We start from the raw sequence: 25753 nt of genomic DNA, 5'->3' as shown, positions 1-25753 counted from the left end.
TGGCAGCCATTGGTGAGATAATTTATAAACGATCGTTCGGTTATAAACTGGAGTCAAGATGGCGCGACCGAAAACTCTGCCTGATATCGAAGTGCTGGGGGCAGCGCATCGGCTGCTCCACGAACGTGGACCGGACGGCCTTACCTTCGCCAGCCTGGCACGGGCCTGCGGCTTGTCCGCATCGACGTTGGTGCAACGCTTCGGCACCAAGGACGGGCTTGTTCAGGGGGCGCTGCTGCATGCCTGGGATCGCCTGGATGACAGGACGGCCGCATTGGCGGCGTCGGTTCCGAGGACGCCGGACGGTGCAGTCGACATGCTGGTGAACTTGTCCCAGGACTACGGTGGGATCGAAACCTATGCGGACGGCCTGCTGATCCTGCGCGAGGACCTCAGGGACCCGGTCCTCAGGGCGCGGGGTGCGGCCTGGAAAGCGACGCTGACTGCCGTTCTGGAGGACTGTTTCGCGCGAATTCCGGGCGCCCCGCGGGGCGTCGGCCTGCTGGTCGCGTCGCAATGGCAGGGCTCGCTGCTGTGGTGGAGCTTCGATCCGAGCGTCGATGTTGAACGCTTCGTGGAAGACAACCTGAAGCGCTTTGTGGCGGTCATCGTCTCGGCCGGCCCGGCAGGATCATGAGCCGGACACCGAGGCGGGCGACACTCGGCGATTCGGCCTCCTTCCCGCAGGGGGACACCGCTCGCTAAGCTCGTTCGTCCGATAGATGCTCTCAAGGAGTTGGTGTGGATCGCCTTTCTGCTTTGCGCCTGTTCATCCGGGTGGTCGATACCGGAAGCATCACCGGTGCCGGCCGTTCGCTCGGCATGTCCAGCACAGCGGCGTCGAAGCGCCTGCAGGACCTGGAGTCCGATCTGCGGGTCCGGTTGCTTGATCGCACCACCCGGTCGGTGTCGGCGACCGAGGCCGGGCGGCATCTGTACGAGCGGGTCTCGGTGCTGCTCGACGAACTCGACGGAGCGCTGCGCCAGGCTGGCGATCTGCAGTCCCGGCCGGCCGGGGTGCTGCGGGTTACCGCCCGGCGGTCGTTCGGGATGCTGCATGTGCTGCCGGCGCTGCCGGCGTTCCGCGAGGCATATCCGGATGTCGAGATCGACCTGACGCTGACGGAGATCGTGGAGATTGCGCCGACCCGCGGGGTCGATCTGGTGATCCGGCTGGGCGAGCCGGTGGAGAAGTCGCTGGTGGCGCACCGGCTGGCGTCGGCCGAGCGGGTCATGTGCGCCAGCCCGGCCTATTTCGCGAAGTTCCCGCCGCCGGTCGGTCCGGATGATCTGGACCGCCATGCCTGCCTTGGCTACCGCCGGGATTTCGAGCCGTCGGTCTGGGTGTTTGAAACGGCTTCCGGTCGCCGGGAAGTGACGGTTGCCGGCCCGCTGCGCTCAAACAGTGGCGAGGCGTTGCGCGCCGCCCTGCTGGACGGCATCGGGTTGGCGCTGCTGCCGCGATGGATGGTGGCCGGCGACCTGCGCGCGGGCACCCTCGTGCGTTGCCTGAACGATATTGCCTGTTACCCCGAAGGGTACCGTGAAGAGATCTACGCCGTGCACGCCCGCAATCCGATGGTGCCGGCCAAGACATTGGCCTTCGTGACCCATCTCCAGGCCTTCCTGGCGGAGTCGGATGTTTTATAGTCCCGATAATCGGGAAAGATTTTCCTTTATTTTCCTGCTTATTGGCAAGGGCCGGGTTTGCCACTCTGTCGGTATCGAAGCGCCGGAAGAGGACCCTTGCCGTGATCCAGGTGACCCCCTTGCACACTCTGTTCGCCTCCGAGGTCGTCGGCCTCGATCTTATGGCAGGCCCCGATGATGCGACCTTTGCGCAGATCGAAGACGCCTTCCGCCGGCGCTCCGTCCTGGTGTTCCGCGAACAGGCGATCAGCGACGAGGTGCAGATCCGGTTCAGCCGACGCTTCGGTCCGCTGGAGACGACAAAGGTCGGAACCAATGGGGCGGGGAGTCACCTCGTGGTGCTGTCGAACATCGGTTCCGACGGGCAGATCGTTCCGCCGACGTCGCGGCAGATGCTGAACAACCGCGCCAACCAGTTCTGGCACACCGACAGCTCATTCAAGCCGAATCCGGCACGGGCATCGATGCTGTCGGCGCGGGCGATTCCCTCGGCGGGCGGCGATACCCAGTACTGCTGCATGCGCGCGGTGTATGCCGCCCTGCCGCTGCGCCTCAGGGACGCCGTCGAAGGCCGGGTTGCGATTCACGACTACACCCATTCGCGCAGCAGGATCGATCCAGAACTGGTGACGGCCGAGGAGCGCGAGGCGGTGCCGCCGGTGCGCCAGGCCATGGTCCTGGATCACGGGCCGGAACTCGGCCGTTCGCTGTATCTGGGCGCCCATGCGGCCACGGTGGAAGGGATGAGCGACGAAGCGGGTCGAGCCCTGATCGAGGAACTGATGGCTTTCGCCGCCCAGGATCAGTTCATCTATACCCACAAGTGGCGGCCCTTCGATCTGATCCTGTGGGACAACCGCGCGGTGCTGCATCGCGCGACGCCGTTCCGGGGCACCACCGAGGCGCGGCATATGGTGCGCACGACGATCGCAGGGGATGGCCCGACGGTGGCCGACGCGTGCGCCGTCGCCTGAGGAGGGTGAACTACTGATGCAAAGCGGGTCGGATGTCTGGGACTACATCATCGTCGGGGCCGGTTCGGCCGGCTGCGTGTTGGCGAACCGGCTGTCGGCCGATCCTGGCAACAGGGTGCTGGTTCTGGAAGCCGGTGGTTCCGACGCGCATCCCTACGTCCGCGCACCGGTCGGGTTTCTGAAGACATTCCAGGATCCGCGATTCAACTGGTGCTACACGACTGAGCCGGGCGCCGGCGTCGACAACCGGGCAATTTTCTTCCCGCGCGGCAAGGTGCTGGGCGGCTCCAGTTCAATCAACGGCCACCTGTATGTCCGGGGCCAGGCCAGGGATTTCGATACCTGGGCACAACTCGGCAATCGTGGCTGGTCCTACGAGGACGTGCTGCCGTACTTCCGTCGGGCCGAGGATCGTTCGAGCGGCGCCGACGACTACCACGGCGCCGGCGGTCCGCAGCATGTCTCCGACATCCACGAGCGGCACCCGATCTGCGAGGCGTTCATCGCCGGTGCGGAGGAAGCCGGAGTGCCGCGCAACCCCGACTACAACGGCGCCGTCCAGGAAGGTGTGGGCTACTACCAGCGCACGATCCGAGGCGGTCGGCGGCACAGCGCCGCGACCGGGTTCCTGCATCCGGTGCGCAATCGCAGTAATCTGCGGGTCGAGAGCCACGCCCAGGTATTGCGGATCGACATGGACGGAACGCGTGCCACGGGGGTGACCTGGCGCCAGCACGGCAAGGTTCACCGCTCGGTCGCCGGTGCCGAGGTCATCCTGTCGGCCGGCGCGGTCAGTTCACCGCACCTGCTGCAGCTGTCCGGCATCGGGTCGGGCGATCGCCTGCGCGAACTCGGAATACCCGTGGCTCACGATCTGCCCGGGGTGGGCGAAGGCCTGCAGGACCACTACGCCATTCGGGTGGTCCATCAGGTCACCAAACCGATCACCCTGAACGAACGGGCTCGCGGACCGCGGCTGTGGTGGGAGATCGCTCGATGGCTTGCCACCGGCGGCGGGTTGCTGGCGTTCAGCCCGGCGCATGTCGGCGCGTTCGTGCGGTCGCATCCGGAGCTGGAGCTGCCCGATCTGCAGTTCGTCTTCACGCCGGCCAGCTATTCCGACGGCGTGGTCGGCCAGTTGCAGCGGAAGCCGGGCATGACGGTGGGTGTGTGGCAGATGCGGCCGGACAGCCGCGGCTACGTCCGCGCCCGGTCGGCCGATCCCGATGATCCGCCAGCGATCCAACCGAACTACCTGACGGCCGAGACCGACCGGCGGGCGGTGATCGACGGCCTTCGGTGGGCGCGGCGCCTGCTCGCCGGTTCCGTCCTGGAGCCATATCGCGGACCAGAGACCTTGCCGGGCCCGCAAGTGCAGTCGGATGATGAACTTCTGGGATACGCACGGGCCAAGGGTGCGACGGTCTACCATGCCGTTGGCACATGCCGGATGGGCTCCGACCCACGGGCGGTCGTCTCGCCCGATCTGCGGCTGAACGGCTTGTCCGGCATTCGGGTGGTCGATGCGTCGGTCATGCCGACCATGGTTTCGGCAAACACCAATGCAGCCACGTTGATGATCGCCGAGAAGGCTGCGGACATGATCCTGGCGGCCGGATGAACGGTCCGACCGCCAGGCCATCAGGCACTCTACATCATCAGGCTGGCCAGAAAACTGCCGCCGAAGAACAGCAGTCCGATGATTGCCAGACAGTAGAGGTTGGTGGCGATCACGTTGTCATCTGACGGATCGACATTGGGGCGAGCGACTGCGACGGTCCTCCGACGCAGGCCGATCACGATCATCGTGACGGCGGCGCCGATGGCGGCGAGTGCGAGAACGACTTCGATACCCACAAGCATGACCGCTTCCTCCATGGGTGTGCGGCGGTTGAACCGAATGGATCGTTGAAGGCCAGGCGGGCTATTCCCCGAAGCCTTGCCGTTCCAGTTGCCAGACCCGACGGCCGAGAGCCGCCGCCGGAGCGAGCGAGACGAGTGCTACAATTGCCGCCGAACCGGCCGCCCAGGCTTCGGGGACCCCAAGCAGCTTCAAGCCGAACCCGGCAATGATCGCCGCGACGGTGCCGAGGGTGGACGCGACGAGAATGCCGACCGACACGGCCGCTACGACGGCAGGCAGCCAGCCGGATCCGACCTCGGGCAATCGCCCGAGGTCCAGATCATCGAGCGTGGCGCTCATACAACCGCTCCGGCTCCGGTGGTGTCCGGCCGCGGGCCGAATGTGCGCCAAGCCACGAACGGCACCAAAACCGCGTAGGCGAAGGCGGCCAGCCCGGCGAGAATCTGAGCCGGCCCGGCGATCTCAAGCACCGCGTTGCCAAGGAAGAACGCGCCACTGATCAGCAAGCCGACCAGTGCGACGGATACCAGGGAGGTTGAGAAGAACCGGTCTTCTCCGGTCTCTGTGGATCGAAAGTAGATGGCGGAGCGGGCCATGCCGATGGATCCGGCGGCGATCAGCACGATGCCGGTAGCGGCATACTCGAGCATTGTTTCCATTGAACGACGTTCCTTGAGCGGAGCGGCCCGCTGCGTGGCGACACGTGCCGCTCAAAGGAGGCATGTGTGCACAACACGAAGGTTCGGACCGCTTGCACGGAGCCCGTTGCCGACGGGGTCGGCCGAACGGGGCGGCGCTAAGATATTATTCGGTGAAGGGGGCGCGATCAGGCGCGGCCGGACGTCAACCCAGTGGGGGGCTGCGGGCGGTGAAGGCGCTGTGGTGGATTGTTCGCGCAACGATCGGGACGCTTTCGATCAGCACCGAGCCGCTTTTGACATCCGGCGTGATGTCCCAGGATGCAAAGATCGTCGCCGTATCGCCCGTGGCAACCGGGGCCGACTGTCCTGCGGAAGATCGCTTTTCGCCCAAGGTCGCCGACAGACCCGCACGGGCTTCCACCGCAGGGGAGGACGAGCGATCGGTGACGGCCAAGCCGGCGTCGTGTTCGTGGCCGGCCATAAGCCGGACAAACACATGTGGATCAATGGGAGTCGGTGTCCACTGCAGGACGGAGAGCGCGGTTGCCAGCCACAGCATCGAACTCAGGCGCGACAGAATGCCCGCACTGCTAACCCGGCACTGGCGTGCGCTCGTCATCGAGGTTCGTCCGATCCTCATTGCCGGTCCGTTGAATGAGGAATTCAAGGGCCGGCGGGCAGGTCCTACGTCGAGAATCGACGCCTAGGAGATCCACCCATCTTCAGCGCGCATTATATCGTATCGGCGCAACTCCGCTACAAGATCCATGATCCGCGTTGGATAGGAGAAGCGGAGCCAAGCGACCTCGCGATCCTGGACCCAACTACAAGGTGGCCATCCGGTTGCGCGACCACCGTCCCGCCAAGGCCACGTTGGCGGCCACGACAACAGCCACACCGACGCCGTGCGCCAGAATGTCGAGCAGCGCCGAGTTGTGCGGATGGACTAAGGTCAGCAGGCTGACCGCGGTAGCGGCAACCGCCAGGCCGCCGATCGCCCCGACCAGCGTTGGATGGCGCGGCTTCGCCCAGCGGATGAGGGTTAGCAACCCGACCGACAGCGGTACTGCCGTGCCGAGAATGAACAGCAGGCACTCCATGGCCTCGGGCGCGACGACACCCCAACTGTTCGGGGCGAACAGCGTTCCGATGCAGCCGAAGCCGGTGGCGGCGAACCAAAGCGCCAGGGCGGGCATTGGCAGAAGCGGCCACCACCTGGAATGGCCGGGCTGGCCGATTTCGAACGCGGCCAGAGCGCCGAGTACCGCAGTCATGGCCGAAGCCAGCGTCGCGGTCCACAGGTAGGGAGACAGAGGATCGGCGGGCTTCAGCGTGACCCGATGGGCGGTGGCGTACAGGATCGACACCAGGATCACGACCGCCAGAACCCACAGAGCGGTCCGCACAGCCTGCGCCGGCGGCGGGCGCATCCAGCGCAAACCGCTCGCCAATTCGCGTATCCGATACCGCGGGCGCCACACATTAGACATCGTTCATTATGCAGACGGCCGGCCTTTGATGCAAATATCCTGGATCCTCTCAGCGTCCCAGGACCAGCATCAGGATGGCGACCACCACCAGCATGATGCCGAACACCTCGATCCGGCTGGTCTTCTCGCGAAACACGACGACCGAGAAGAAGAACGTGAACACCAGTTCGATCTGGCCGAGCGCGCGGACATAGGCCGCATTCTGCAGGGTGAAGGCGGTGAACCAGGCAATCGAGGCCAGCACCCCCGACAGGCCCACCACCAATGACCAGCGCCAGTGCACGATCACGTCGCGCAAGGTGTTGCGCTCGGTGATCGCCAGGTAGATGCCCATCCCCAGGGTCTGGAGCACAACCGCGATCGTGAGAGCGAAGGCTGCCGGCATCCAGGCGCCGTGCTCGTATCCCAGTGCCAGCGACGCGCCCCGGAAGAACACCACCGAGGCTCCCAGGAAGGCGCCGCAGGTCAGCCCGATCAGGGTCGATTTCTCGGTAAGGCCGCTCAACAGCCGGCCGAGGGTGAGCTGGGCCTGGCCGGCCGACATCGCCATGACCCCGACCATGGCTACGGCAATGGCGATTGATGGGATCAGCGTCACCGTGTCGCCGAGCAGGACGAACCCCAGGATTGCGACCTGCACGACTTCGGTCTTCGAGTAGGTGGTTCCCACGGCGAAGTTGCGGAACGAGAACAGCCAGACCAGCAGCGCGGTGAAGACGATCTGCGAGAGGCCGCCGGCCACGCAGTAGACGAAGAACATCATGTTCGGCTCCGGCCATGGCAGGCCGGTCACTTCCTTGACGCCGAACAGGTACAGCACGGCGAACGGTGCGGCGTACAGGAACCGCACATAAGCGGCCCCCAGCGTGGTCAGGCGACCCTTGAGATGCTTCTGCACCGCCGAGCGGATGTTCTGCATGAACGCGCCGACGATGGTGATCGGGATCCAGAGTTCCATGACGGTCGCTCGACAGGAGGCTTGATCGGGACGACGCGCGGGGGTCTGCTGGCGTCGGGCGGGGTTCGTGGTGCCAAGCATGCCGACCGATGATTGGCGTGACCAGCGGCAAAGGCAGCGGAACCGATCCGCGTGAATCGAGCGATGGAGCCGAGACGAGCATGACCGGGTTGATGAAGAGCGAGGCCGAACGGGCTCTGATCGAAGCTGCGAAGCGGGTCCTGCCGGCCGGCGGGTTCGGCAATTTCGCGTCCGACGTCGTGATCCGGGAAGGTCGCGCCGGCCGGGTTTGGGACGAGAGCGGCAACGAGTACGTCGATTTCCTGCTCGGCTCCGGCCCGATGTTCATCGGCCACGCCCATCCGGAGGTCACCGAGGCGGTGCTGGCCCAGGTTCCCAGGGGCACGACCTTCTTCGCCAACAACGCGACCGGCATTCGGCTCGCCGAGGCGCTGTGCGAGGCGGTGCCCTGTGCCGACAAGGTCCGGTTCGTGAGCGCCGGGTCGGAGGCGACGTTCTACGCCATGCGCATCGCCCGGGCGCACCGCGGCCGCGACAAGATCCTGAAGTTCGAGGGCGGCTTCCACGGCATGAGCGACTACGCGCTGATGAGCATGGCGCCGAAACGCCCGGCGAACTTCCCCCAGGCCGTTCCGGATTCCGCCGGCATCCCGGCGAAGGTTCGGGACGAAGTGCTGATCGCGCCGTTCAACGACCTGGAGACCGCCGCCAGCCTGATCCGCGAGTACGGTGACGAGCTGGGTGGCGTGATCGTAGAACCGTTCCAGCGGCTGGTGCCGCCGAAACCGGGATTCCTGGAAGGCCTGCGTGCGCTCGCCACCGAGCACGGTATCCCATTGATCTTCGACGAGGTCGTCACCGGGTTCCGGTTCGCCTATGGCGGCGCCCAGAGCTACTACGGGGTCACACCCGACCTGTGCGCGCTCGGCAAGATCATCGGCGGCGGCTTCCCGCTGGCCGCCATCGCCGGGCGCGAGGAGCTGATGGCGCATTTCGACAAGGACCGGGTCGCCGAGGACGCCTTCGCGCCGCAGATCGGTACGCTCAGTGGCAACCCGGTGGCTGCCGCCGCCGGTCTGGCCACCCTGGAGGTGCTGAAGCGGCCAGGGGTGTACGAGCAGGTGTTCGCCACCGGTCGGCAGCTGATGGCCGGACTGGAGAGCGCGCTGACCGGTGCCGGCTTTGCGGTGCAGATCGTTGGTGAGCCGCCGCTGTTCGACGTCGTCTTCACCGATCAGTCGGTCCAGGACTACCGAACGACTTTGCGCGGCGACGCAACACTGCTGCGTCGGTTCAACGCATTGCTGCGCGAGCGTGGCATCATGAAGGGCGAGAGCAAGTACTACGTCTCGCTCGCCCACGACGCGGCGGATATTCGGCATACGCTCGACGCGTTCCAGGACGCGGCGCAGGTACTAAAGTCGGAGCACCGACGCTAGGCGCGAGGTTCCGACTCGCCCAATCCATTTTCGTGACCGCGTCGGCCGGGGTTGTCATCTCGGCCTGTCGGCAAGCGCTTCGATGATTGCCTGTACGGATCGCATCGTCAGGGCTGCGCGAGCCTCGTCGATCGGCAGCGCCTGGGAGGAGACCTTGGCGATCACGATCTCATTGGCACGGTCGACGAACAGGTGCTGGCCGTGCACGCCGAAGCCGAACAGCAGAGGGGCGGTGCCGTCCAGCACATACCATTGGCTTCGGTAGCGCATCGACGCACCCCGGAACAACTCAGCGAAGTCGCCCTTGGCCCAGGCGCCGGCATCGCCGCTGGCGAGCAGATCGTCGATCCAGCCGGCAGGAACGATCCGACGGCCGTCCCTGGTGCCGCGCTGCACCAGCAACTGGCCGACCCGGGCGAGATCTCGCACCGTGGCGCAGAACCCGCCGGCACAGCGTGGCGCGCCGAGCCGGTCGACGGTGATGTAGGCGCTGCGCTCGGCTCCTATGGGGCGCCACAGGCGCTCTGACATCAGGTCGGCGTAGCGTCGGCCGGTGGCCCGCTCCATCGCCCAGCCGAGCAGGTCGGTGTTGGGCGAGACGTAGTGGAACCGGCCTTCGTGCGGGCCGTCGGTTCCGGTCATGGTCGCGTAGAAGCTGCGCAGGTCCGAGGGCGGATCGCCCGGTTCCGACGGGTTCCAGTTCTGGGCCTTGCGGTATGCGATGATCGGGCCCGAGGTCGCGAGGTAGTTCTCGTCGAATTCCACCCCGGCCCGCATGTCGAGCAGGTGGCGGATGGTGGCGCCGGCATAGGCGGTGGCGGCGACCTCAGGGACGTATCGGGCCACCGGGGCATCCGGGTCGAGCGCTCCGTCGTCGACCAGGATACCGGCCAGCAGTCCAAGCAGTGACTTCGACACCGACATCAGGATGTGCGGCGTGTACGCGTCCATGCCGTGGGCATAGGATTCATGCACCATCCGACCGTGCCGCAGGATGACAATGCCGTCGGTGTCGGTCGCCGACAGGAACTCCGTGAAGCTTGAGGCGCCGTCGATGCGCACGCCGTCGAGATCGGCGGGGTCGGAAGGAAGCGCAGAGACCGCATCGGGGGCGTTCGATATATCGGCCGAGGCCACGATCTCCCGGACGTGGTGGAACGCCCAGCGGCTGAACGGCGCCGTACGCCAGTTCGCGAGCGTGACCTGCGCCTCGTGATGTGGTGGAAAGCCGTTCATCAGGGCGGTGTCGGACATGTCGATCCTCTCGGGCGGGCTGGTCGGTTGAATGGTGCCGTTCGGCGTCTGGATTGTGCAGAACGGGTTGGTGTTGAGAGCCGTCAGCCGATCGCGCGCCACCAGCGCCGCGTCAACAGCAATGCCAGCAGGCCCTGGACGGCCAGTGCGATGGTGGCGGACTGCGCGCCGAGCAGTTCGGCGAGGAAGCCCAGATAGAAGAACCCGACCGGACCCACCCCGATGCAGACCGACAGCAGGCCGAGCAGGCGCGCCCGCATTTCGATCGGCGCGTACAGATAGACCAGGGTGGCCTGCATCACGCTGAACCCGGCGCCGGCAATGCCGAGGGTCAGCAGGGCCATGCCGGCCATGACGACCGAGGGTGCGGCGGCGAAGACGATCAGCGAGACGAGATAGAACGTCACCCCGCTGACATAGATCCGTCCGTACCATACGGCCTGGGCCAGCGTGGCGATGGCGAGCGCGCCGCAGAACGCACCGACCCCGTCCAGCGAAGCCAGAATGCCCACGCCTTCGGGCCCCAGTTGCAGGTGGTCCTTGCCGAGAACCGGGATCATGCTGGTCGACGGCCAGCCGAAGATGTTGAAGATCACGGTGACCATCAGGACGCCGGTTATTCGGGGGTCGTTGCGGGCCTGGACGAAGCCTTCCCGCATGCGCTGCAGGACCGAAGACGCTTCGACCGCGGCGGTGCGGCTGCGCGTGCGGATGCGCAACGCCGCGACCAGGGCGACCGCGTACAGGCCGGCGCCCAGCCAGAACACCCCGGCGATGCCGAGAGTCGCCAGGATCAGGCCGCCGATCGTCGGGCCGACCATGCGGCTGGCGTTGTTGGTGCCGACGTCCAGCGACATGGCCGGTCCCATGCGGTCCGCTCCGACGGCGTCGCCGATCATCATCCGGCGTACCGGGTTGTCGGTTGCCCAGCCGAGCCCGTTGACGAAGCTGGCGACCGCCAGGTGCCAGACCTCCAGCATGCCGAGGGATCCGAGCACCGCGACCGAGATCGAGGTCGCCATCATCGCCAGCACCACGAAGATCAGCGCACTGCGCCGTTCCAGGCGCTCGGCGACGGCACCCAGGACGGCGCCGAACAATCCCATCGGCAGCAGGCGCAGCATGGTCAGCATCGCGACCATGAACGCCGAGCCGGTTGCCTGGTAAGTGAAGACCCCGACCGCCAGCATTTCCAGCCAGCGGACCACGAAGACCATCAGGCCCACGACCCAGAGGTTCCGGAAGTCCGGAATAGCCAGCAGCCGCCGGCGCGGCGCCTCGGGAGGCGGCCCGGCAGTGTCGGCGGACCCGTTTGCGTCCACGTGCGTTTCCTCATGCGTGGGTCCGGTTGGATCCGGACACCGAACCGACTGTGTCACGCCCGGTTGTTTTGGTTCAATGTATCGACCGATACTTCGGGCATCATCGCAAGCGGAACGAGGCGACCATGACGACGACCCTGCGCACGATCTCTCCGGTCGACGGTTCGGTCTATGTGGAGAGGCCGGCGGCGGACGATGCCGCCGTCGAGGCGGCACTGGATCGGGCGGTCCTGGCCCAGCGGTCGTGGCGCGCGGTCCCGATCCCGGAGCGCCAGGCGATCCTGCGTCGCGCGGTCGACTATTTCAACACCAACAAGGCGGCGATAACGCAGGAACTGGCCTGGCAGATGGGTCGGCCGGTCGCGCAGGGCGGTGGCGAGGTCGGCGGCTTGACCGAGCGCGCGCTGCACATGATCGACATTGCGCCCTCGGCACTTGCAGACCATCAGCCGGCGCCGAAGGACGGGTTCAACCGGTTCGTGCGGCGCGTGCCGGTCGGTGTGGTGGCAATCATTGCGCCCTGGAACTTCCCCTACCTGACGGCGGTGAACGGCGTGGTGCCGGCGCTGATGGCCGGAAACGCCGTGCTGCTGAAGCACTCGATGCAGACCCCGTTATGCGCCGAGCGGTTTGCCGCCGCATTCGAGTCCGCCGGGCTGCCCGCCGGCGTGTTTCAGGCGCTGCACCTGACCCACGATGCCAGCGAGAGGCTGATCGCCGACCGGCGCGTCGACTACGTCAACTTCACCGGATCGGTTGCCGGCGGTCACGCCGTGCAGCGGGCCGCCAGCGCCAAGTTCATCGCGACCGGCCTGGAACTTGGCGGCAAGGATCCGGCCTATGTCCGGGCTGACGCCAAGCTCGAGCATGCCGTCGAGAACGTGATCGACGGGGCGTTCTTCAACACCGGACAATCGTGTTGCGGGATCGAGCGGATCTACGTCCATGAAAAACTGTACGACGGCTTCGTGGAGGGGGCGGTGGCCCTGACCCGGCAGTATCGGCTCGGCGACCCGACCGACGGTGCGACCAACCTCGGGCCGATGGCGCGGGCGGCGTCCGCCGACTTCGTGCGCGGCCAGGTCGCCGACGCGGCTAAGGCCGGCGCCCGGGCGCTGATCGATACCAAGGCTTTTGCCCGGGACGCCGAGGGGTCCGCCTACATGGCGCCGCAGATCCTGGTCGACGTCGACCACTCCATGCGGGTGATGACCGAGGAGAGCTTCGGGCCGGTGGTCGGCATCATGAAGGTGTCGTCGGACGAAGAGGCGGTCCGCCTGATGAACGACAGCGCGTTCGGCCTGACCGCCTCGATCTGGACGACCGACGAGGAGGCGGCCCTCCGGCTCGGCGAGCAGGTCGAGACCGGTACCGTTTTCATGAACCGCTGCGACTACCTGGACCCGGCGCTGGCATGGACGGGCGTCAAGGACTCGGGCCGTGGCTGCACCCTGTCGGCCCTCGGCTACGAAGCGCTGACCCGGCCGAAGAGCTTCCACCTGCGCACCAAGCTGTAGGAGAGAAGTTCCGCTCGCGCGTAAGGTGGCACAGGCACAACGGTCTCGGGTCCAGGCAATCGAGGATGCCTCCGCTTAGAGGCGGGCGCTCTGGTGCTTCACGGCGAATTTCTGGACTAGGTAGGTGCAGATGGCGAGCGTCACTCCGATCAAGTCGGTCAACCAGCCGCCCTCGATCATGCTCAATCCACCGAGCAGGAGGCCGACCCTGACGGCGGCGGAGGCTTTCCCGAAGAACCACCCCTGTACCGCGGCTGATAGCAGGTAGACACCGATCATCGCGGTTACGGTCACGTGCAGTATCTCGAGCGGGCCGCCGTCCAGCAGCATCGCATCGGAATAGAAGAACATGTACGGCACGATGAACGCAGCGAGGCCGATCTTGAAGCTCTCCATGCTCGTCTTCATCGGGTCCGATCCCGCCAGCGCGGCGCCGGCGTACGCGGCCAGTGCGACGGGCGGAGTGATCGCGGAGATGACTGCGAAATAGAAGATGAAGAAGTGCGCGGTCAGCGGCTCTACGCCGAGATTAATGATGCCGGGGGCGATCACGCTCGCGGCCACCGCATAGGCAGCAGTGGTTGGCATCCCCATGCCAAGGACGATCGACACGCACATGGCAAAGAACAGTGCCAGGATCTGGCTCTGATCGGCGAGACCGAGAAGCACGGCGGAGAATCGCGACCCGATGCCCGTCAGCGCGATCACGCCGACGATGATACCGGCGGCGGCGCAGACTGCGACGAGTTGCAATGTCATCCTGGCGCCGAGTTCAAGGGCAACGAAGAACTGTTTCGGGCCCATGCGGTGCGGCGTCAGCCATGACACGACTGCAGCCGTGATCATCGCGAGTGTGCCGCAGCGGATCACCGAGTACCCGGCGAACAGGGCATAGATCAGGACGACGATCGGCGTGAACAGATAGATCTGCCGCAGAAGAAGTCCGAGCTTCGGCAGTTCGGAGCGCGGCAACCCGGTCATGTTGAATTTCTGCGCAGCGATGTCGACCATGAAGTAGACCGACATGAAATAGATGATCGCCGGGATGATCGCCGCATAGACGATTTCGAGGTAAGGGATCCCGGTAATCTCGGCCATGATGAAGGCGCCGGCCCCCATGATCGGCGGCATGATCTGACCACCGGTGGACGCGGCTGCCTCGACCGAGGCTGCAGTCTGGGGGCGATAGCCGACACGCTTCATCAATGGGATAGTCAGGCTGCCGGTCGCGACGACATTGCCGGCCGAGGTGCCGTTGATCATGCCCATCAGGCCTGACGCGAACACGGCGACCTTCGCTGGCCCTCCACGGCGGTGGCCAGCCACGGCGAAGGCGACGTTGACGAAATATTCGCCGACCTTCGATGCCTGGAGAAACGCGGCGAAGATCACGAAAAGGATGATGTAGGTCGACGAGATCGCGATCGGTGCGCCGAGAATGCCGTTGTCCGTGAAGATGTAAGAGAAGAACCGTTTCGCGTCGTAGCCGCGATGCTCGAGGACCCCGGGAAGCCAGGGGCCAAGGAATGCATAGGCCACGAAGACGCCGGCGATGATGACCAGGGCGAGTCCGGCAAGCCGGCGGGTCAGCTCTGCGATCAGAATGACGCCCGTCATTGCGGCCCACATGTCGGCTGGCTGGGCGATCGGCATGCCGGCCCGCAACTGGAGTTGGCGAGCGAAGAAGATGACGTAGCCGACGGCTGCGGCGGAGGCGATGGCGAGCAGTATATCGGCCGGCGACGTCCGGCCGCGCCGTCGGTCCGGAAAAATCCAGCCGTGCACGATCGCAAGCGCGGCGCCTCCGAACAGTGGGATCCCGAACGACTTCACGGCCCAGGACGGCGGAATCGCGGACTGCTGCAGGAACCAGTTGCCCCAGATCACCGCAATCATGGCGAACCCGTAGAGCGTGCCGGCCGCGGCGAGGGCGAGCGTCAGGCGGTCAAGGATGGACCGCCGTCCTGCCGCCGTTCCATCCGTGGTGTTGGCCGCGAAGATCAGGAAGCCGAGGACCAGCCCGCCTCCGAGGTGGCTCAGGCGAAACGCCCAGGTCTCGAGAGGCCAGACATTGAGGACGAGCAGATGGAACGCGGAGTAGGCGACGCATGCCGAGGCGATCATCCAGTGCGACGTGCCTGAGAAGATCCGTTGATTGCCGGCGGCCGGTTCCTCGTCGACCTTCGATGCTTGCGCTTCGATCGACGACGACGGATTTCCATCATGTGCGGACGGCATCGTGTCGTTCCTCAATCAAGCGGGATCCGAGGATCCCAGAAACCTTCCAGGTCTGCGGAAGGCGGGGACCTGAGTCCCCGCCTTCCGCCTCACTACCGTCGGTCAGATCACTTCAGATTGTCGGCGATCTTGTAGCCGTTTTCCTCGAACCAGCGGATGGCTCCGGGATGGAACTTCATGAAAGAGTTGAACTTGTAGGCCTCGGGCTTGGTTTCTTTGGCCGCCGCATGGTTCTGCTTCATGCGGTCGTAGTTCGTCATTGCCAGCTTGGTCAGTTCGTAGGCTAGGCTGTCGGGCATACCCTTTCCGGCGATGGCAAAGTTCCACAGCGAAACCGACTGCACATCGTTCGGCTGATCCTCGTAGGTCTTCGCAGCGATCGTGAACGGGGAAAGGGCAGGTTCGGCCTTCAGGAACAACTGCAGGTCGGCCTCGCTCATGCTGATGAAGGTCACATCGTTCTCGACCGCGAGTTGGGTGAAGGCGCTGGTCGGAATGCCGGCCGCGAACAGAAATGCGTCGATCAGGCCGTCCTTGAGCTGCCCCGCGCTGTCATTGGCTCCGGCATTGCTGATGGTCGCCTTCAGCCCGGCGGCGTCGAAGTAGCGGGGCCAGTAGGTCGCGGCCGTACCACCGGCCGGCCCGACGCCGATCCTCTTGCCGTTGAGGTCCGCCAGCGAGCGGACGCCGGATTTGCTCAGCGTGACCGCCTGCAAGGGCGTCTGGTACATCGGGAACAGCGCCCGGATGTCCTTATGCTCCACGCCCGGCATCAGTTCGCTCTTGCCGACGAACGCCTCGTAGGCCGGGCCCATGGTGACGAAGCCCATGTTATGATCGCCGGTCTGGACCAGGGTAACGTTCTGGACTGGACCGCCGGTGATCTCCACGCTGGCGTTCACACCGAGCGTCTCGCTGATCATGGTCGCGAAGCCGCTGCCATAGGTGAAGTAGACGCCACCCTGGCTGCCGGTCCCGATAACGATTGAAGAAGGCCAGCCGGAGCGGTCCTGCGCCACTGCTGGCGCGATCATGCCGGCGACAACCACGACGGTCGCGGCAAGTTCGGACACAAATCTCATTTTCACGATCCTCCCGAAATCATCGTCCCGGTCATCTGGCTGATGGCCGGCTTTGAGACGATGCTATGGACCGCAAGGGATGGTCTCAAGTTCACCAAAATTATATATATTATGTAAATAATGGAGGTGTGTCAGGCGGTTGCAGCATATTCTGCGAGATGGCGTTCGAGCGTATCCATCAACTGGTCTCTGGTCCCGTCCCTGACGCCCTTCAACCAGGCCGCCGAGAGCGACAGACGGTACGACGGCGCCTCAGGGGCAATCTCGATCGGGACGTAGCGGACACCGTTCACGGCTAGGCGCGATGTCCATCGTGGAACGATGGCGATGCCAATGCCTGTGCCGACCAGGCCGACGATCGTCTGCTTCTCGTCGGCAACCTGGGCGATGCGGGCTGTAAAGCCGGACTGCAGGAACAGTTTGATGGTGAGATCGTGGCTGTGTGGCCTGGACCCGCGGTCGGGCACGATCAGAGGTTCGTCGACCAGTTCCGCAATATGAACCGTTGCCTGGCCGGCGAGCCGGTGACTTGTTGGCAGCGCGACTACTGGGGTCTCGGAGAACAACAGGCGAAAAGCCAATCGCGAGTCTTGCACCTCGGGCGGTCGGACGAAAGCGATGTCCAGGCGTCCAGACAACAGCCTGGGCAGAAGCCGTATCGTCTTCTGCTCCACAAGTTCGATTCGAACGCCCGGATGCTCAGATCGGAAATGTGGCAGCAACTGTGGCATCAAGCCCGCAGCCACGCTGTCGATGACGCCGACCCGAAGGACCGGGGTCCGGGCTCGCTCCATCTGTCGGAACTCGCGCTCGAGTCGGTCAGCCCGGTCGATCAGGTCTCGAGCGCCTTCGACCAGCGAGGCGCCCGCATCCGTGAGGGCGACATTGCGGGTGGTCCGGGCGACCAAGGAAGTCCCGAGATCCTCCTCCAGGTGACGAACGTGACGGCCGAGCGAGGCCGGCAGCATGTCGAGTCGTTGAGCCGCCCTGCCGAAATGCAGCGTGTCAGCCACGGCAAGGAAGCATCGGAGTTGCAGGAGGTTCAACGGGCACCTCTTTAATAAACATAATTTATATAATTCTCTGAAAATTGTCCTGCCTGCAACGACGGAGGTAAGGATGGGGCCTCGCCGACCCGCATATGGACCCGAAGTCGGCACCCCGGGAGAACAAGACACAATGAAGCAGTATAAGATTGCGGCGATTCCCGCGGACGGGATCGGGCCGGAAGTGATCGAGGCGGGCCGGACTGTCCTGGAGGCACTTGCTGACCGACTGCAGAACGTGTGCTTCGAGGTCGAGACGTTCGACTGGGGAACGGACTACTACCGCCGGAACGGAGAGATGATGCCGGAAGACGGCCTCGACCGTCTGCGGCAGTTCGATGCGATCTATTTCGGTGCCGTCGGTGCGCCCGATGTCCCTGACCACATCACGCTTTGGGGCCTGCGTCTGCGCATCTGCCAGGGTTTCGACCAGTACGCCAACGTCCGTCCGACCCGGATCATTCCCGGGATCATGTCACCATTGCGCGACGCAGGTCCTGGAGACCTCGACTGGGTGATTGTCCGCGAGAACTCCGAGGGCGAGTACTCAGGTCACGGCGGCCGCGCGCATCGCGGGTTGCCCGAGGAGGTCGGCACCGAGGTCGCAATCTTCACCCGCGTCGGCGTGACGCGGATCATGCGCTACGCCTTCAAGCTGGCGCAGTCGCGTCCTCGCAAGCTGCTGACCGTGGTGACCAAGTCGAATGCCCAGCGTCATGGAATGGTCATGTGGGACGAGATCGCGGCGGAAGTCGCGCAGGAGTATCCGGACGTGATCTGGGACAAGATGCTGGTCGACGCGATGACCGTGCGGATGACCCAGAAGCCGCGGTCGCTCGACACGATCGTCGCGACCAACCTGCACGCCGACATCCTGTCCGACCTCGCTGGCGCATTGGCCGGCAGTCTTGGCGTCGCGCCAACGGCGAACATTGATCCCGAACGCCGCTTCCCTTCCATGTTCGAGCCGATCCACGGCTCGGCCTTCGACATCACCGGCAAAGGCATCGCCAACCCGGTCGCGGCATTCTGGACCGCCGCGCAGATGCTCGAGCATCTCGGTGAGCCGGAGGCGGCCGAACGGCTGATGCGCGCCGTCGAGCGGGTCTGTGCCGCTGGAATCTGCACCCCTGACGTCGGCGGCATCGCGACGACGAAGCAGGTCACGGACGCCGTCGTGGCGTCGATTCATAGCGCCAATGAATGAACCTAGCTTGTCGTGTCTGCGGGGCTTGGTGCTCTGAAGTCTTGTCTTGAGGCGCTCATCGAGGCGCTGCGCATACGGTCCCGAAGCCTTAGAGCACGGCCAGAGCCGTCTGCGGCTCAACGGTCGTGCATGCCCTTGCCGTCAAGGATTCGCGGCACAGCCCTCTCGATCCGCGAGGCCCGGGTCTTCGACTGCTTGGGTTGCGAGAAATGGAGGACATATCCCCTTCGCCGGCCGGGCGTCAGCGCCTCGAAAGCGGCCCTCAGGCCCGGATCGGCGTCCAGTCGATCGGCCAACTCGTCGGGAAACTCCAGGTCATCCTTCCTGAACTCGACCCTGAGGCCGGATTTTTCGACCTCGATGGCCTCGTCGACATAGCGCCGGACGGTGCCTTCCAAACTCTCGATCTCCGCCATGCCGGCGAACTTGATAGTGCGCATCGACCGGGAGTTCTCGCCCGGCGCCTCCAGGATCCCGGCTGGATCCTTCATCAGTGCACCCTTGAAGAAGGCGAGGGCGCAGCTCGCCTTTAGTCCCCACATCGCCACGACGTTGCCGCCCTGGAAGGTGTAGCAGGGCGAGCGCCACTTGAACTCTTCGGTGAGTTGAGACGAGTGGAGGATCGCCCGCAGAGCTGCGAGCTCGTCGCGCCACTGCTTTGCGGTCTTGAAGAAGGCTTCCACCTTGGGATCGGCGTCGGTCATCGGGGGCTCACTCCGGTCGTCGAAGTCGAAAATTGTCCGACTTAGCTGGGGGGCGAGATCCAAGCCTGCAACGCTAGCCGATCTACCGCCACCATCGACGGGTCAGGAGGATGGCGATCAACCCCTGGGAGACCAGGGCGACGGTTGCGGACTGCGCGCCGAGGGCTGGTGACGGGACCACGGCGAACACCGCGAGGGTGGCGCTGACCCGGCCGAAAAGCTATCACCTGCGAACGGCGATCTGACGCTGCCAAGGCGCTCGCCGGCGCCGGCGAGTTAACTCCTCCCGGTCACCCGTTGAGCGAGAATCCAAGCCTGGTACTCGGTGATGGGGATCGGGCGGGCGAACAGGTAGCCCTGGAACTCGTCATACCCCAGGCGACGCAAGGCTTCCGCTTCGTCCTCGGTCTCGACGCCTTCGGCGATGACCTTCAGGTTGAGGGCGTGGCCGAGCCCGACGATGGCGGAGGCGATCGAGCGTCCGTCGTCGCCGAGCACGTCGCGCGTGAAGCTGCGGTCCAGCTTCAGGTAGTCGATCGGCAACCGCTTGAGATGACTGAGTGACGAGTAACCGGTGCCGAAATCGTCGATCGCGATCTGGATGCCGAAGGTCCGAAGCCCCGCAAGCATCGGAATCACCTCGTCGATCTGGTCCATCGTGGCGCTTTCCGTCACTTCGAACTGCAGCGCGGACGGCGGGATGCGGTGGGCCTCCAGCGCCTGGCGCGCCGTGCGCAGCATATCGTCGTTCTGGAACTGGATGGCCGAGACGTTGACCGCGACCGGAACCATCAGGCCGGTCTCGCGCGCCAGACGTTCCTGGTCGGCACAAACCTGACGGATCACGAACCGGCCGACGTCGAGGATCTGGCCGGTCGACTCGGCGACGGGGATGAATTCGGCCGGTGATATGTAGGTATTGTCGGCGTTCGGCCACCGGATCAGTGCCTCGGCTCCAACCAGACGCCCGTCGCTCGCCCTGACCTTGGGCTGATAGTGAACCTCCAGGGTTCCGTTCGTCAGGGCTTCCGCCAGGCGGCGTTCGATCTCATAGCGCCGGGAGGCCTCGATGTTCATCGACTGGTCGGAGAACACCACCTCGCGCGCGCGGCGCACATTGGCGCTCACACAGGCCCGTTCGGCCGACAATGTCAGTTCTTCGGCGTTGCGGCCGTCGAACGGCCAGACCGCCGCACCGTAGGAAAGGGTGGTCTGTACCTTCTCGCCACCGATGTTGAAACGAGCTTGCAGCAGATCGTCGAAGCGTTGGGCGAGCGCGATCAGATCACTCTCATCGTCGATGTTGTGCATCAGGACCGCGAACTTGTCGCCGGGGAACTTGGCGATCACTGACCGGCCGGAGAGCTGTGACCGCAGGCGCTCGCCGATCTGTCGCAGCAACTCGTCGCCGCCGGCCAGTCCGAGGGCGTCGTTGAACCCGGTCATGCGGTTGACGTTGATGAACAGGATGCCCAGGCGACCCGGGCGGGCGTCGCGCAGAACAAAGCTGAGCTGCTCCAGGAACAGCGCCTTGTTCGGCAGGTGCGTGAGGGCGTCGCGGGTGGCGAGGTCGCGCAGTTCCTGTTCGGCCCGAACCCGGGCGGTGACATCGATCAGCGCCGTCTGGACCGCCCATTCGCCTTTCCAGCGGATCTTGCGGGCGGCGATCTCGGCCAGAAAGCGGGTGCCGTCGCGGCGCAGGCGGGGCCGCGTCAGCAGGTGCGCCTCGTCCATGTCGTCCCGCGTGAGCAGGTCGACGAAGCCTTCCGGCGATCCGTCGGCTGCGTTCGCAAACGTTTGGCGAAAATCGCACTCGTCGAGCATTTCGGCGGCATCGGCGTATCCGAACATGCGTGCCGCCGCATCGTTGGCGAACAGCAGCTTGAAATTGCGATGGACCGCAATCGCCTGAATCGAGCCATCCAGGATGTTCTGGAGCTTGGTCTGCGCGTCCTCGGACTCCTGGGTCCGATGCGCGAGGTCCCGTACGGTGGAGAGGAAGGCGCGCGCGACCTGTCCGATCTCGTCGTCCCGGTTGATCAGGTCGCCCGCCATCAATGCGCCAGGGTTAAGCGACCCGCCGATCTCGCGGATCGTTGCGGCCAGCCGACGCAGTGGGCGTGCGGTGGTCAGCAGGGCGATCACGAAGATCGACACCGTCAGGACCAGCCCCAGCAGGCTGACCGCCCAGACAGCCTTGATGAACTGCTCCAGAACCAGCGCATGGAGCGCGGTGTAGTCCGGCTGCAGGGCAAGCGTGCCAACCGGCTGGTCAGCCTCGCCGTCCAGCGTTCCCTGGCGAATCAGTGTCTGATTGCGCGCGAGGTCCGGACGGTCGCGTGTAAGCAGCGACCGGCTGAGCCAGTCCCCCTGGCCAACGTTGCGTGCGGCCTCCGCAACATGGTCGCCCTGGGAGTCGATCAGGATCGCGGTCCGTATGAACTCGCCGCCGGCGAGACCTTGCACCAGCCGCGTCGCCTGCTGGAGATTGAAGGTCCACATCGCCTCTTCGGCAGCACCCTGCACCGCGTCGAGATTATCCGTGATCGCTTTGTCGGCGCGTGTCCAGGCGTGACGGATGGTCATCTCAAGACTGATCGACAGCACCACGATGAACAGCGTCAGCGATACGACGGCGGTCCACGCCATCAGCCGCGCCGTTAACGATCGAGTGGGCATTGAGCCCCCAGAGGGCATCGTTCAGTCCTCAGCAATGCGGTTACATGAGCGCCAACCCGTGGCGATCGGGCAATCCCGCACTCTAGTCTTTAACCCCTGAAGAAAATGCTAACGGCTGCTGGTCCTGCGGCAAATGACATTTGGTTACGATTCTCCCGTTTTGGGTGTTCCGAGCCGTTCGTGAACCATTTCGGCAACGGCGGGATAGTCGGTCTTGCCGGTACCGAGCAGGGGAATGCCATCGGTTGTCAAAATTTGCCGCGGTACCGAAAGTTCAGGAATTCCACCGGCTCGGGCGGCCTCCAGCAGGACGTCGCGCGTCGCGTCTGGACGGGTTGTCAGAAGGACCAGCTGCTCGCCTTTTCGATCATCGGGTACTGCTATCACTGCGTGGGCGTGCTCCGGCCATGCACGGGCAGCGAGGTCTTCGACCGAGCCGAGCGACACCATCTCGCCGGCGATCTTGGCGAAGCGTTTGGCCCGTCCAAGGATTTTCAGGAAACCCTCGTCGTCGATGGCGACGATGTCGCCGGTATCGTAAGTGCCGCCTGTCGGCTGCAGTTCTCCCGGGTGGTCGGCCAGCAGATACCCCAGCATGACATTCGGACCGAGCACCGACAGCCGCCCGCCGGCCTCAACCCCCGGGACGGCCTCCAGCGTGGCGGCAAGGCCCGGCACCAAGCGGCCGACAGTGCCGGCCCGATAGTGCATCGGGGTGTTGACCGAGATCACCGGGGCCGTCTCGGTGGCGCCGTAGCCCTCCAGTATGCGAAGCCCGAACTTGTCCGCCCAGATCCGGCGGGTTTCGTCCTTCACCTTCTCGGCGCCCGCGAACACGTAGCGGACGTTGAAGAAGTCGTAGGCGTGAGCCAGCCTGGCATAGCCTGCAAGGAAGGTGGCGGTGCCGAACAGGATGGTCGCGTTGGTGTCGTAGGCCAGTGCCGGCACGATCCGGTAGTGCAGCGGCGAGGGATAGAGGAACGACCGCACTCCCGACAGCATCGGCAGGATCAGCCCACCGGTCAGGCCGAACGAGTGGAAGATCGGCAAGGCGTTGAACACAGTGTCGGTCGGGCTGAAGTCGACCCGGGCGGCCAACTGATGACGGTTCGCCAGCAGATTCGCATGGCTGAGCACGACGCCCTTGGGCAGGCCCTCCGAGCCGGAGGTGAACAGCACGACCGCAGGGTCGTCGGCGCCGACCTTGCTCCGTCGGTGAACGGCGCGGGCAAACGGCCGCTCGATCAGGCCACGCAGTTTGTCCAGGCCACTGACGCTGTCGCGGATGTCCTCCAGGTAGACGACCCGAGCTTCCTGCTCAATGGCGTCGACCAGTTCATGAAGCTTGCCGAGCTCGATGAACCGGCGCGAGGTAAGAACGATGCGCAGCGTGGCGGTGCGGGTCGCGGCCGTGATATTGCGCGGCCCTGCTGAGAAGTTGAGCAGCGCCGGAACCCGCCCCCGTCCGAGCAGGGCGAACAGGCAGACCGCGGCAGCGACCGAGTTCGGCAACAGCACGCCGACGCGTTCGCCATGTTCTGTAAGACGCGCCAGCTTACGACCGAGGACCAGGGCGCCGGTGACCACCCGGTTGTAGTTCGCCGGTTTGCGCTCAATGTCGTCGAGAATGGTTGCCCGGCCGCCGTGAACCCTTCGGGCGTCGAGCAGCGCTTCGAACAGGGTTTCGTCGCGGTCGCGGGTCTCGAACATCATCTCCGACATGACGTCGTAGAGCTGGTTGCCGGCGATCCGGCGCCGGCTGCGACCACGCGCCTCCTCGGGGATATGGAAACGCCGCGGTTCCAGCACGGTGATGGTGATGCGCGGGAACAGCCGGCGGCGCAGCTTCCCTTTCATCCGGGAGAAGATGCTGACCTCGGCGCCGTCGATCCGGACCGGGATCAGGTCGGCGTCCGCCTTGTCGGCGATCATGCCGGGGCCTTCGTGGACCTTCATCAGCGCACCGGTCACCGTGATCCGGCCCTCCGGAAAGATCACCAGATGATTGCCGTCGCGCACTTCCTTCACCAGCGCCTTGGTGGCGAACGGATTGCCCGGGTCGACCGTGAACACTCGGATCAATGCCAGGAACGGCCGGGCCCACCAGCGTTGCGCGACATAGGTATCAACAGCGAACAGCGGCTTTCCGGGCAGGAACACCGCCAGCAGAAGACCGTCCAGGAATGAGACGTGGTTCGCGACCACCACCGCCCGCGCCCCGGCGCGCCGGTAGTCGGCAAGACCGTTGATCCGCACCCGGAACAGCAGGCGGAGCACGATCGCGAACAGGCTCTTCGTCAGTTCGCCCGGCAGCAGGCCGCAGATGTAGACGGCGACGACCGCGTTGACGGCGGCGAGCGACGCGAAGACCGTGATCACCGAGAGGCCGTAGGCCAGCATCAGTGCGGCCCAGATGGCGCCCACCACCATGAAAAGCGCGTTGATGATGTTGTTGGCGGCGATGTTTCGCGACCGGTGCTCCGGCTCGCTGCGGGCTTGCAGCATCGCGAACAGCGGAACGCTGTACAGCCCGCCGGCGATCGCCATCCCGACCAGGTCGGCCAGGATGCGCCAGTTGCCCGGCGCCGACAGGAAAGCGGCGGCGCCGATCGTCGTTTCGCCCGGCACACGCCCCTGCAGTGCCAGACAAAGGTCGGCGATGAAGACCGTCATGGCGATCGCGGCGAGCGGAACATAGCGTGCCGAAACCTCGCCCTTCAGCAGGGCGTTGCAGCCTAGCGACCCTATGGCGATACCGACCGAGAACGCGACCAGGAACAGCGTTACCACGCCCTCATCGGCGCCCAGCACCGCGTTCGCCAGGGTCGGGAACTGCGACAGGAAGGTTGCGCCGACCAGCCAGAACCAGGACAGCCCGAGGATCGTCAGGAACAGCGTCCGGTTGTGCCCGGCGTGGCGGATGATGCGAGCCGTCTCGGCCATCACATTCGGGTTTATCTTCAGATCCGGCGTATCGGGTTCGGCGACCGGGATCGACCGACTGGCCAACCAGCCGGCGACTGCCAGGACCAGCAGAACAACCGAGACGGTGACCAAACCCTCGGCGCGCAGGATCAGTAGCCCGCCCGCGATCGTGCCGACCAGGATTGCCAGGAACGTACCGGCCTCGATCAGGCCGTTGCCGCCGACCAACTCGTTCTCGGCGAGGTGGTTCGGCAGGATTCCGTATTTCACCGGCCCGAAGAACGCCGACTGCGCCCCCATCAGGAACAGCACGCCGAGCAGCAGGTACGGGTCGCCCAGATGCAGGCCGACCGCGCCAAACGTCATGATCGCGATTTCGGCCAGCTTGATGCGGCGGATCAGCCGCGACTTCTCCTGCGCGTCGGCGATCTGCCCGGCGGTTGCCGAGAACAGGAAGTACGGAAGGATGAAGATGCCGGCGGCGACCGTTACCAGGACCTGGGCGTGCTGGCCGCCGATGTCCGCCATTCCGTACAGCACCAGGATGACGAAGGCGTTCTTGAACACGTTGTCGTTCATCGCTCCCAGGAACTGGGTCACGAACAACGGCAGGAACCGGCGGGAACGGAGCAGGCTGAACTCGGACATGCTCATAGTCTGGACTCCGAACGGTGGATCAGCGAGTGGCAAGTATCAAGCATTAAAGTGAATATTCACTTACATAGTTGTGAACTACCGGTTC

The 25753-nt window shown here is 65.1% G+C and carries 22 protein-coding genes; 8 read left to right on the top strand and 14 right to left on the bottom strand.

Annotated features, from left to right (window positions below):
* Positions 1-58 precede the first annotated feature (58 nt).
* From RIC54_RS16620 to RIC54_RS16605, 4 genes are all read left to right on the top strand, one after another.
* Positions 59-637 carry a TetR/AcrR family transcriptional regulator gene (locus tag RIC54_RS16620; RefSeq protein WP_350090343.1) on the top strand — a complete coding sequence of 193 codons (579 nt, stop codon included), beginning with the start codon at positions 59-61 and terminating at the stop codon, positions 635-637.
* Between the two features lie 104 nt (positions 638-741).
* Positions 742-1650 (top strand): LysR family transcriptional regulator, encoded by a 909-nt coding sequence (locus RIC54_RS16615; protein WP_350090340.1) that lies wholly within the window; start codon positions 742-744, stop codon positions 1648-1650.
* Between the two features lie 101 nt (positions 1651-1751).
* Complete coding sequence (locus RIC54_RS16610; RefSeq protein WP_350090337.1) at positions 1752-2624, top strand: TauD/TfdA dioxygenase family protein; 873 nt, start codon at positions 1752-1754, stop codon at positions 2622-2624.
* Between the two features lie 16 nt (positions 2625-2640).
* Entirely contained in the window at positions 2641-4245 is a 1605-nt protein-coding gene (locus RIC54_RS16605) for a GMC family oxidoreductase (protein ID WP_350090334.1), read from the top strand.
* 29 nt (positions 4246-4274) lie between these two features.
* On the opposite strand, the gene RIC54_RS16600 is transcribed toward RIC54_RS16605, so the two are convergent.
* The 6 genes from RIC54_RS16600 to RIC54_RS16575 form a co-directional block, all read right to left on the bottom strand.
* On the bottom strand, positions 4275-4487 hold the full coding sequence (locus RIC54_RS16600) for a hypothetical protein (protein ID WP_350090331.1): 213 nt from the start codon (positions 4485-4487) through the stop codon (positions 4275-4277).
* Between the two features lie 61 nt (positions 4488-4548).
* A complete protein-coding gene (locus tag RIC54_RS16595) occupies positions 4549-4827 on the bottom strand; it encodes a hypothetical protein (RefSeq protein ID WP_350090328.1) in 279 nt (92 codons plus the stop codon).
* Positions 4824-5147 carry a hypothetical protein gene (locus tag RIC54_RS16590; protein ID WP_350090325.1) on the bottom strand — a complete coding sequence of 108 codons (324 nt, stop codon included), beginning with the start codon at positions 5145-5147 and terminating at the stop codon, positions 4824-4826. Before RIC54_RS16590 ends, RIC54_RS16595 begins: the two co-directional genes overlap by 4 nt.
* 184 nt (positions 5148-5331) lie before the next feature.
* Positions 5332-5748, bottom strand: a complete 417-nt coding sequence (locus RIC54_RS16585; RefSeq protein WP_350090322.1) for a hypothetical protein — start codon at positions 5746-5748, stop codon at positions 5332-5334.
* 205 nt (positions 5749-5953) lie between these two features.
* Entirely contained in the window at positions 5954-6580 is a 627-nt protein-coding gene (locus RIC54_RS16580; RefSeq protein WP_350090319.1) for an NrsF family protein, read from the bottom strand.
* An 88-nt stretch (positions 6581-6668) separates the two neighbouring features.
* A complete protein-coding gene (locus tag RIC54_RS16575; protein WP_350090316.1) occupies positions 6669-7577 on the bottom strand; it encodes an EamA family transporter in 909 nt (302 codons plus the stop codon).
* Positions 7578-7738: 161 nt separating this feature from the next.
* Between RIC54_RS16575 and RIC54_RS16570 the strand changes: the two genes are divergently transcribed.
* Entirely contained in the window at positions 7739-9037 is a 1299-nt protein-coding gene (locus tag RIC54_RS16570; RefSeq protein WP_350090313.1) for an aspartate aminotransferase family protein, read from the top strand.
* Positions 9038-9091: 54 nt separating this feature from the next.
* Here RIC54_RS16570 and RIC54_RS16565 read toward each other — a convergent pair whose 3' ends face one another.
* Complete coding sequence (locus RIC54_RS16565; RefSeq protein ID WP_350090310.1) at positions 9092-10393, bottom strand: serine hydrolase domain-containing protein; 1302 nt, start codon at positions 10391-10393, stop codon at positions 9092-9094.
* Positions 10375-11613: an MFS transporter gene (locus tag RIC54_RS16560; RefSeq protein ID WP_350090306.1), complete on the bottom strand. Its 1239-nt coding sequence runs from the start codon at positions 11611-11613 to the stop codon at positions 10375-10377. The genes RIC54_RS16565 and RIC54_RS16560 overlap by 19 nt, the downstream gene beginning before the upstream one ends.
* A gap of 125 nt (positions 11614-11738) precedes the next feature.
* Between RIC54_RS16560 and RIC54_RS16555 the strand changes: the two genes are divergently transcribed.
* Positions 11739-13130, top strand: a complete 1392-nt coding sequence (locus tag RIC54_RS16555; protein ID WP_350090303.1) for an aldehyde dehydrogenase family protein — start codon at positions 11739-11741, stop codon at positions 13128-13130.
* Positions 13131-13205: 75 nt separating this feature from the next.
* Here the strand turns inward: RIC54_RS16555 and RIC54_RS16550 are convergent, their stop codons facing one another.
* From RIC54_RS16550 to RIC54_RS16540, 3 genes are all read right to left on the bottom strand, one after another.
* Positions 13206-15368, bottom strand: coding sequence for a TRAP transporter permease (locus RIC54_RS16550; protein WP_350090300.1), 2163 nt, complete (start codon positions 15366-15368; stop codon positions 13206-13208).
* A gap of 107 nt (positions 15369-15475) precedes the next feature.
* Positions 15476-16450, bottom strand: a complete 975-nt coding sequence (locus tag RIC54_RS16545) for a TAXI family TRAP transporter solute-binding subunit (RefSeq protein WP_350090297.1) — start codon at positions 16448-16450, stop codon at positions 15476-15478.
* A gap of 131 nt (positions 16451-16581) precedes the next feature.
* Positions 16582-17463, bottom strand: a complete 882-nt coding sequence (locus RIC54_RS16540) for a LysR substrate-binding domain-containing protein (RefSeq protein WP_350151217.1) — start codon at positions 17461-17463, stop codon at positions 16582-16584.
* A gap of 166 nt (positions 17464-17629) precedes the next feature.
* Between RIC54_RS16540 and RIC54_RS16535 the strand changes: the two genes are divergently transcribed.
* Positions 17630-18703: a tartrate dehydrogenase gene (locus tag RIC54_RS16535; protein ID WP_350090294.1), complete on the top strand. Its 1074-nt coding sequence runs from the start codon at positions 17630-17632 to the stop codon at positions 18701-18703.
* 116 nt (positions 18704-18819) lie between these two features.
* On the opposite strand, the gene RIC54_RS16530 is transcribed toward RIC54_RS16535, so the two are convergent.
* On the bottom strand, positions 18820-19407 hold the full coding sequence (locus tag RIC54_RS16530) for a YdeI/OmpD-associated family protein (RefSeq protein WP_350090291.1): 588 nt from the start codon (positions 19405-19407) through the stop codon (positions 18820-18822).
* A 110-nt stretch (positions 19408-19517) separates the two neighbouring features.
* On the opposite strand from RIC54_RS16530, the gene RIC54_RS16525 reads away from it, so the two are divergent.
* A complete protein-coding gene (locus RIC54_RS16525; RefSeq protein WP_350090288.1) occupies positions 19518-19652 on the top strand; it encodes a hypothetical protein in 135 nt (44 codons plus the stop codon).
* Positions 19653-19683: 31 nt separating this feature from the next.
* Here the strand turns inward: RIC54_RS16525 and RIC54_RS16520 are convergent, their stop codons facing one another.
* On the bottom strand, positions 19684-22056 hold the full coding sequence (locus RIC54_RS16520; RefSeq protein ID WP_350090285.1) for a putative bifunctional diguanylate cyclase/phosphodiesterase: 2373 nt from the start codon (positions 22054-22056) through the stop codon (positions 19684-19686).
* Between the two features lie 174 nt (positions 22057-22230).
* Positions 22231-25665 (bottom strand): acyl-[ACP]--phospholipid O-acyltransferase, encoded by a 3435-nt coding sequence (locus tag RIC54_RS16515; protein ID WP_350151214.1) that lies wholly within the window; start codon positions 25663-25665, stop codon positions 22231-22233.
* Between the last annotated feature and the right edge of the window lie 88 nt (positions 25666-25753).

Origin of the sequence: Thalassobaculum sp., assembly GCF_040219215.1 — a bacterium.
Lineage (GTDB): Bacteria > Pseudomonadota > Alphaproteobacteria > Thalassobaculales > Thalassobaculaceae > Thalassobaculum_A.
This window is presented reverse-complemented; position numbering and strand designations above follow the sequence as displayed.

Coding starts and splice junctions, on each gene's coding strand:
- RIC54_RS16605 (WP_350090334.1), top strand. CDS start 2,641: ATGCAAAGCGGGTCGGATGTCTGGGACTACATCATCGTCGGGGCCGGT.
- RIC54_RS16585 (WP_350090322.1), bottom strand. CDS start 5,748: ATGACGAGCGCACGCCAGTGCCGGGTTAGCAGTGCGGGCATTCTGTCG.
- RIC54_RS16530 (WP_350090291.1), bottom strand. CDS start 19,407: ATGACCGACGCCGATCCCAAGGTGGAAGCCTTCTTCAAGACCGCAAAG.
- RIC54_RS16620 (WP_350090343.1), top strand. CDS start 59: ATGGCGCGACCGAAAACTCTGCCTGATATCGAAGTGCTGGGGGCAGCG.
- RIC54_RS16575 (WP_350090316.1), bottom strand. CDS start 7,577: ATGGAACTCTGGATCCCGATCACCATCGTCGGCGCGTTCATGCAGAAC.
- RIC54_RS16590 (WP_350090325.1), bottom strand. CDS start 5,147: ATGGAAACAATGCTCGAGTATGCCGCTACCGGCATCGTGCTGATCGCC.
- RIC54_RS16545 (WP_350090297.1), bottom strand. CDS start 16,450: ATGAGATTTGTGTCCGAACTTGCCGCGACCGTCGTGGTTGTCGCCGGC.
- RIC54_RS16600 (WP_350090331.1), bottom strand. CDS start 4,487: ATGCTTGTGGGTATCGAAGTCGTTCTCGCACTCGCCGCCATCGGCGCC.
- RIC54_RS16535 (WP_350090294.1), top strand. CDS start 17,630: ATGAAGCAGTATAAGATTGCGGCGATTCCCGCGGACGGGATCGGGCCG.
- RIC54_RS16555 (WP_350090303.1), top strand. CDS start 11,739: ATGACGACGACCCTGCGCACGATCTCTCCGGTCGACGGTTCGGTCTAT.
- RIC54_RS16515 (WP_350151214.1), bottom strand. CDS start 25,665: ATGAGCATGTCCGAGTTCAGCCTGCTCCGTTCCCGCCGGTTCCTGCCG.
- RIC54_RS16550 (WP_350090300.1), bottom strand. CDS start 15,368: ATGCCGTCCGCACATGATGGAAATCCGTCGTCGTCGATCGAAGCGCAA.
- RIC54_RS16570 (WP_350090313.1), top strand. CDS start 7,739: ATGACCGGGTTGATGAAGAGCGAGGCCGAACGGGCTCTGATCGAAGCT.
- RIC54_RS16520 (WP_350090285.1), bottom strand. CDS start 22,056: ATGGCGTGGACCGCCGTCGTATCGCTGACGCTGTTCATCGTGGTGCTG.
- RIC54_RS16525 (WP_350090288.1), top strand. CDS start 19,518: ATGGCGATCAACCCCTGGGAGACCAGGGCGACGGTTGCGGACTGCGCG.
- RIC54_RS16595 (WP_350090328.1), bottom strand. CDS start 4,827: ATGAGCGCCACGCTCGATGATCTGGACCTCGGGCGATTGCCCGAGGTC.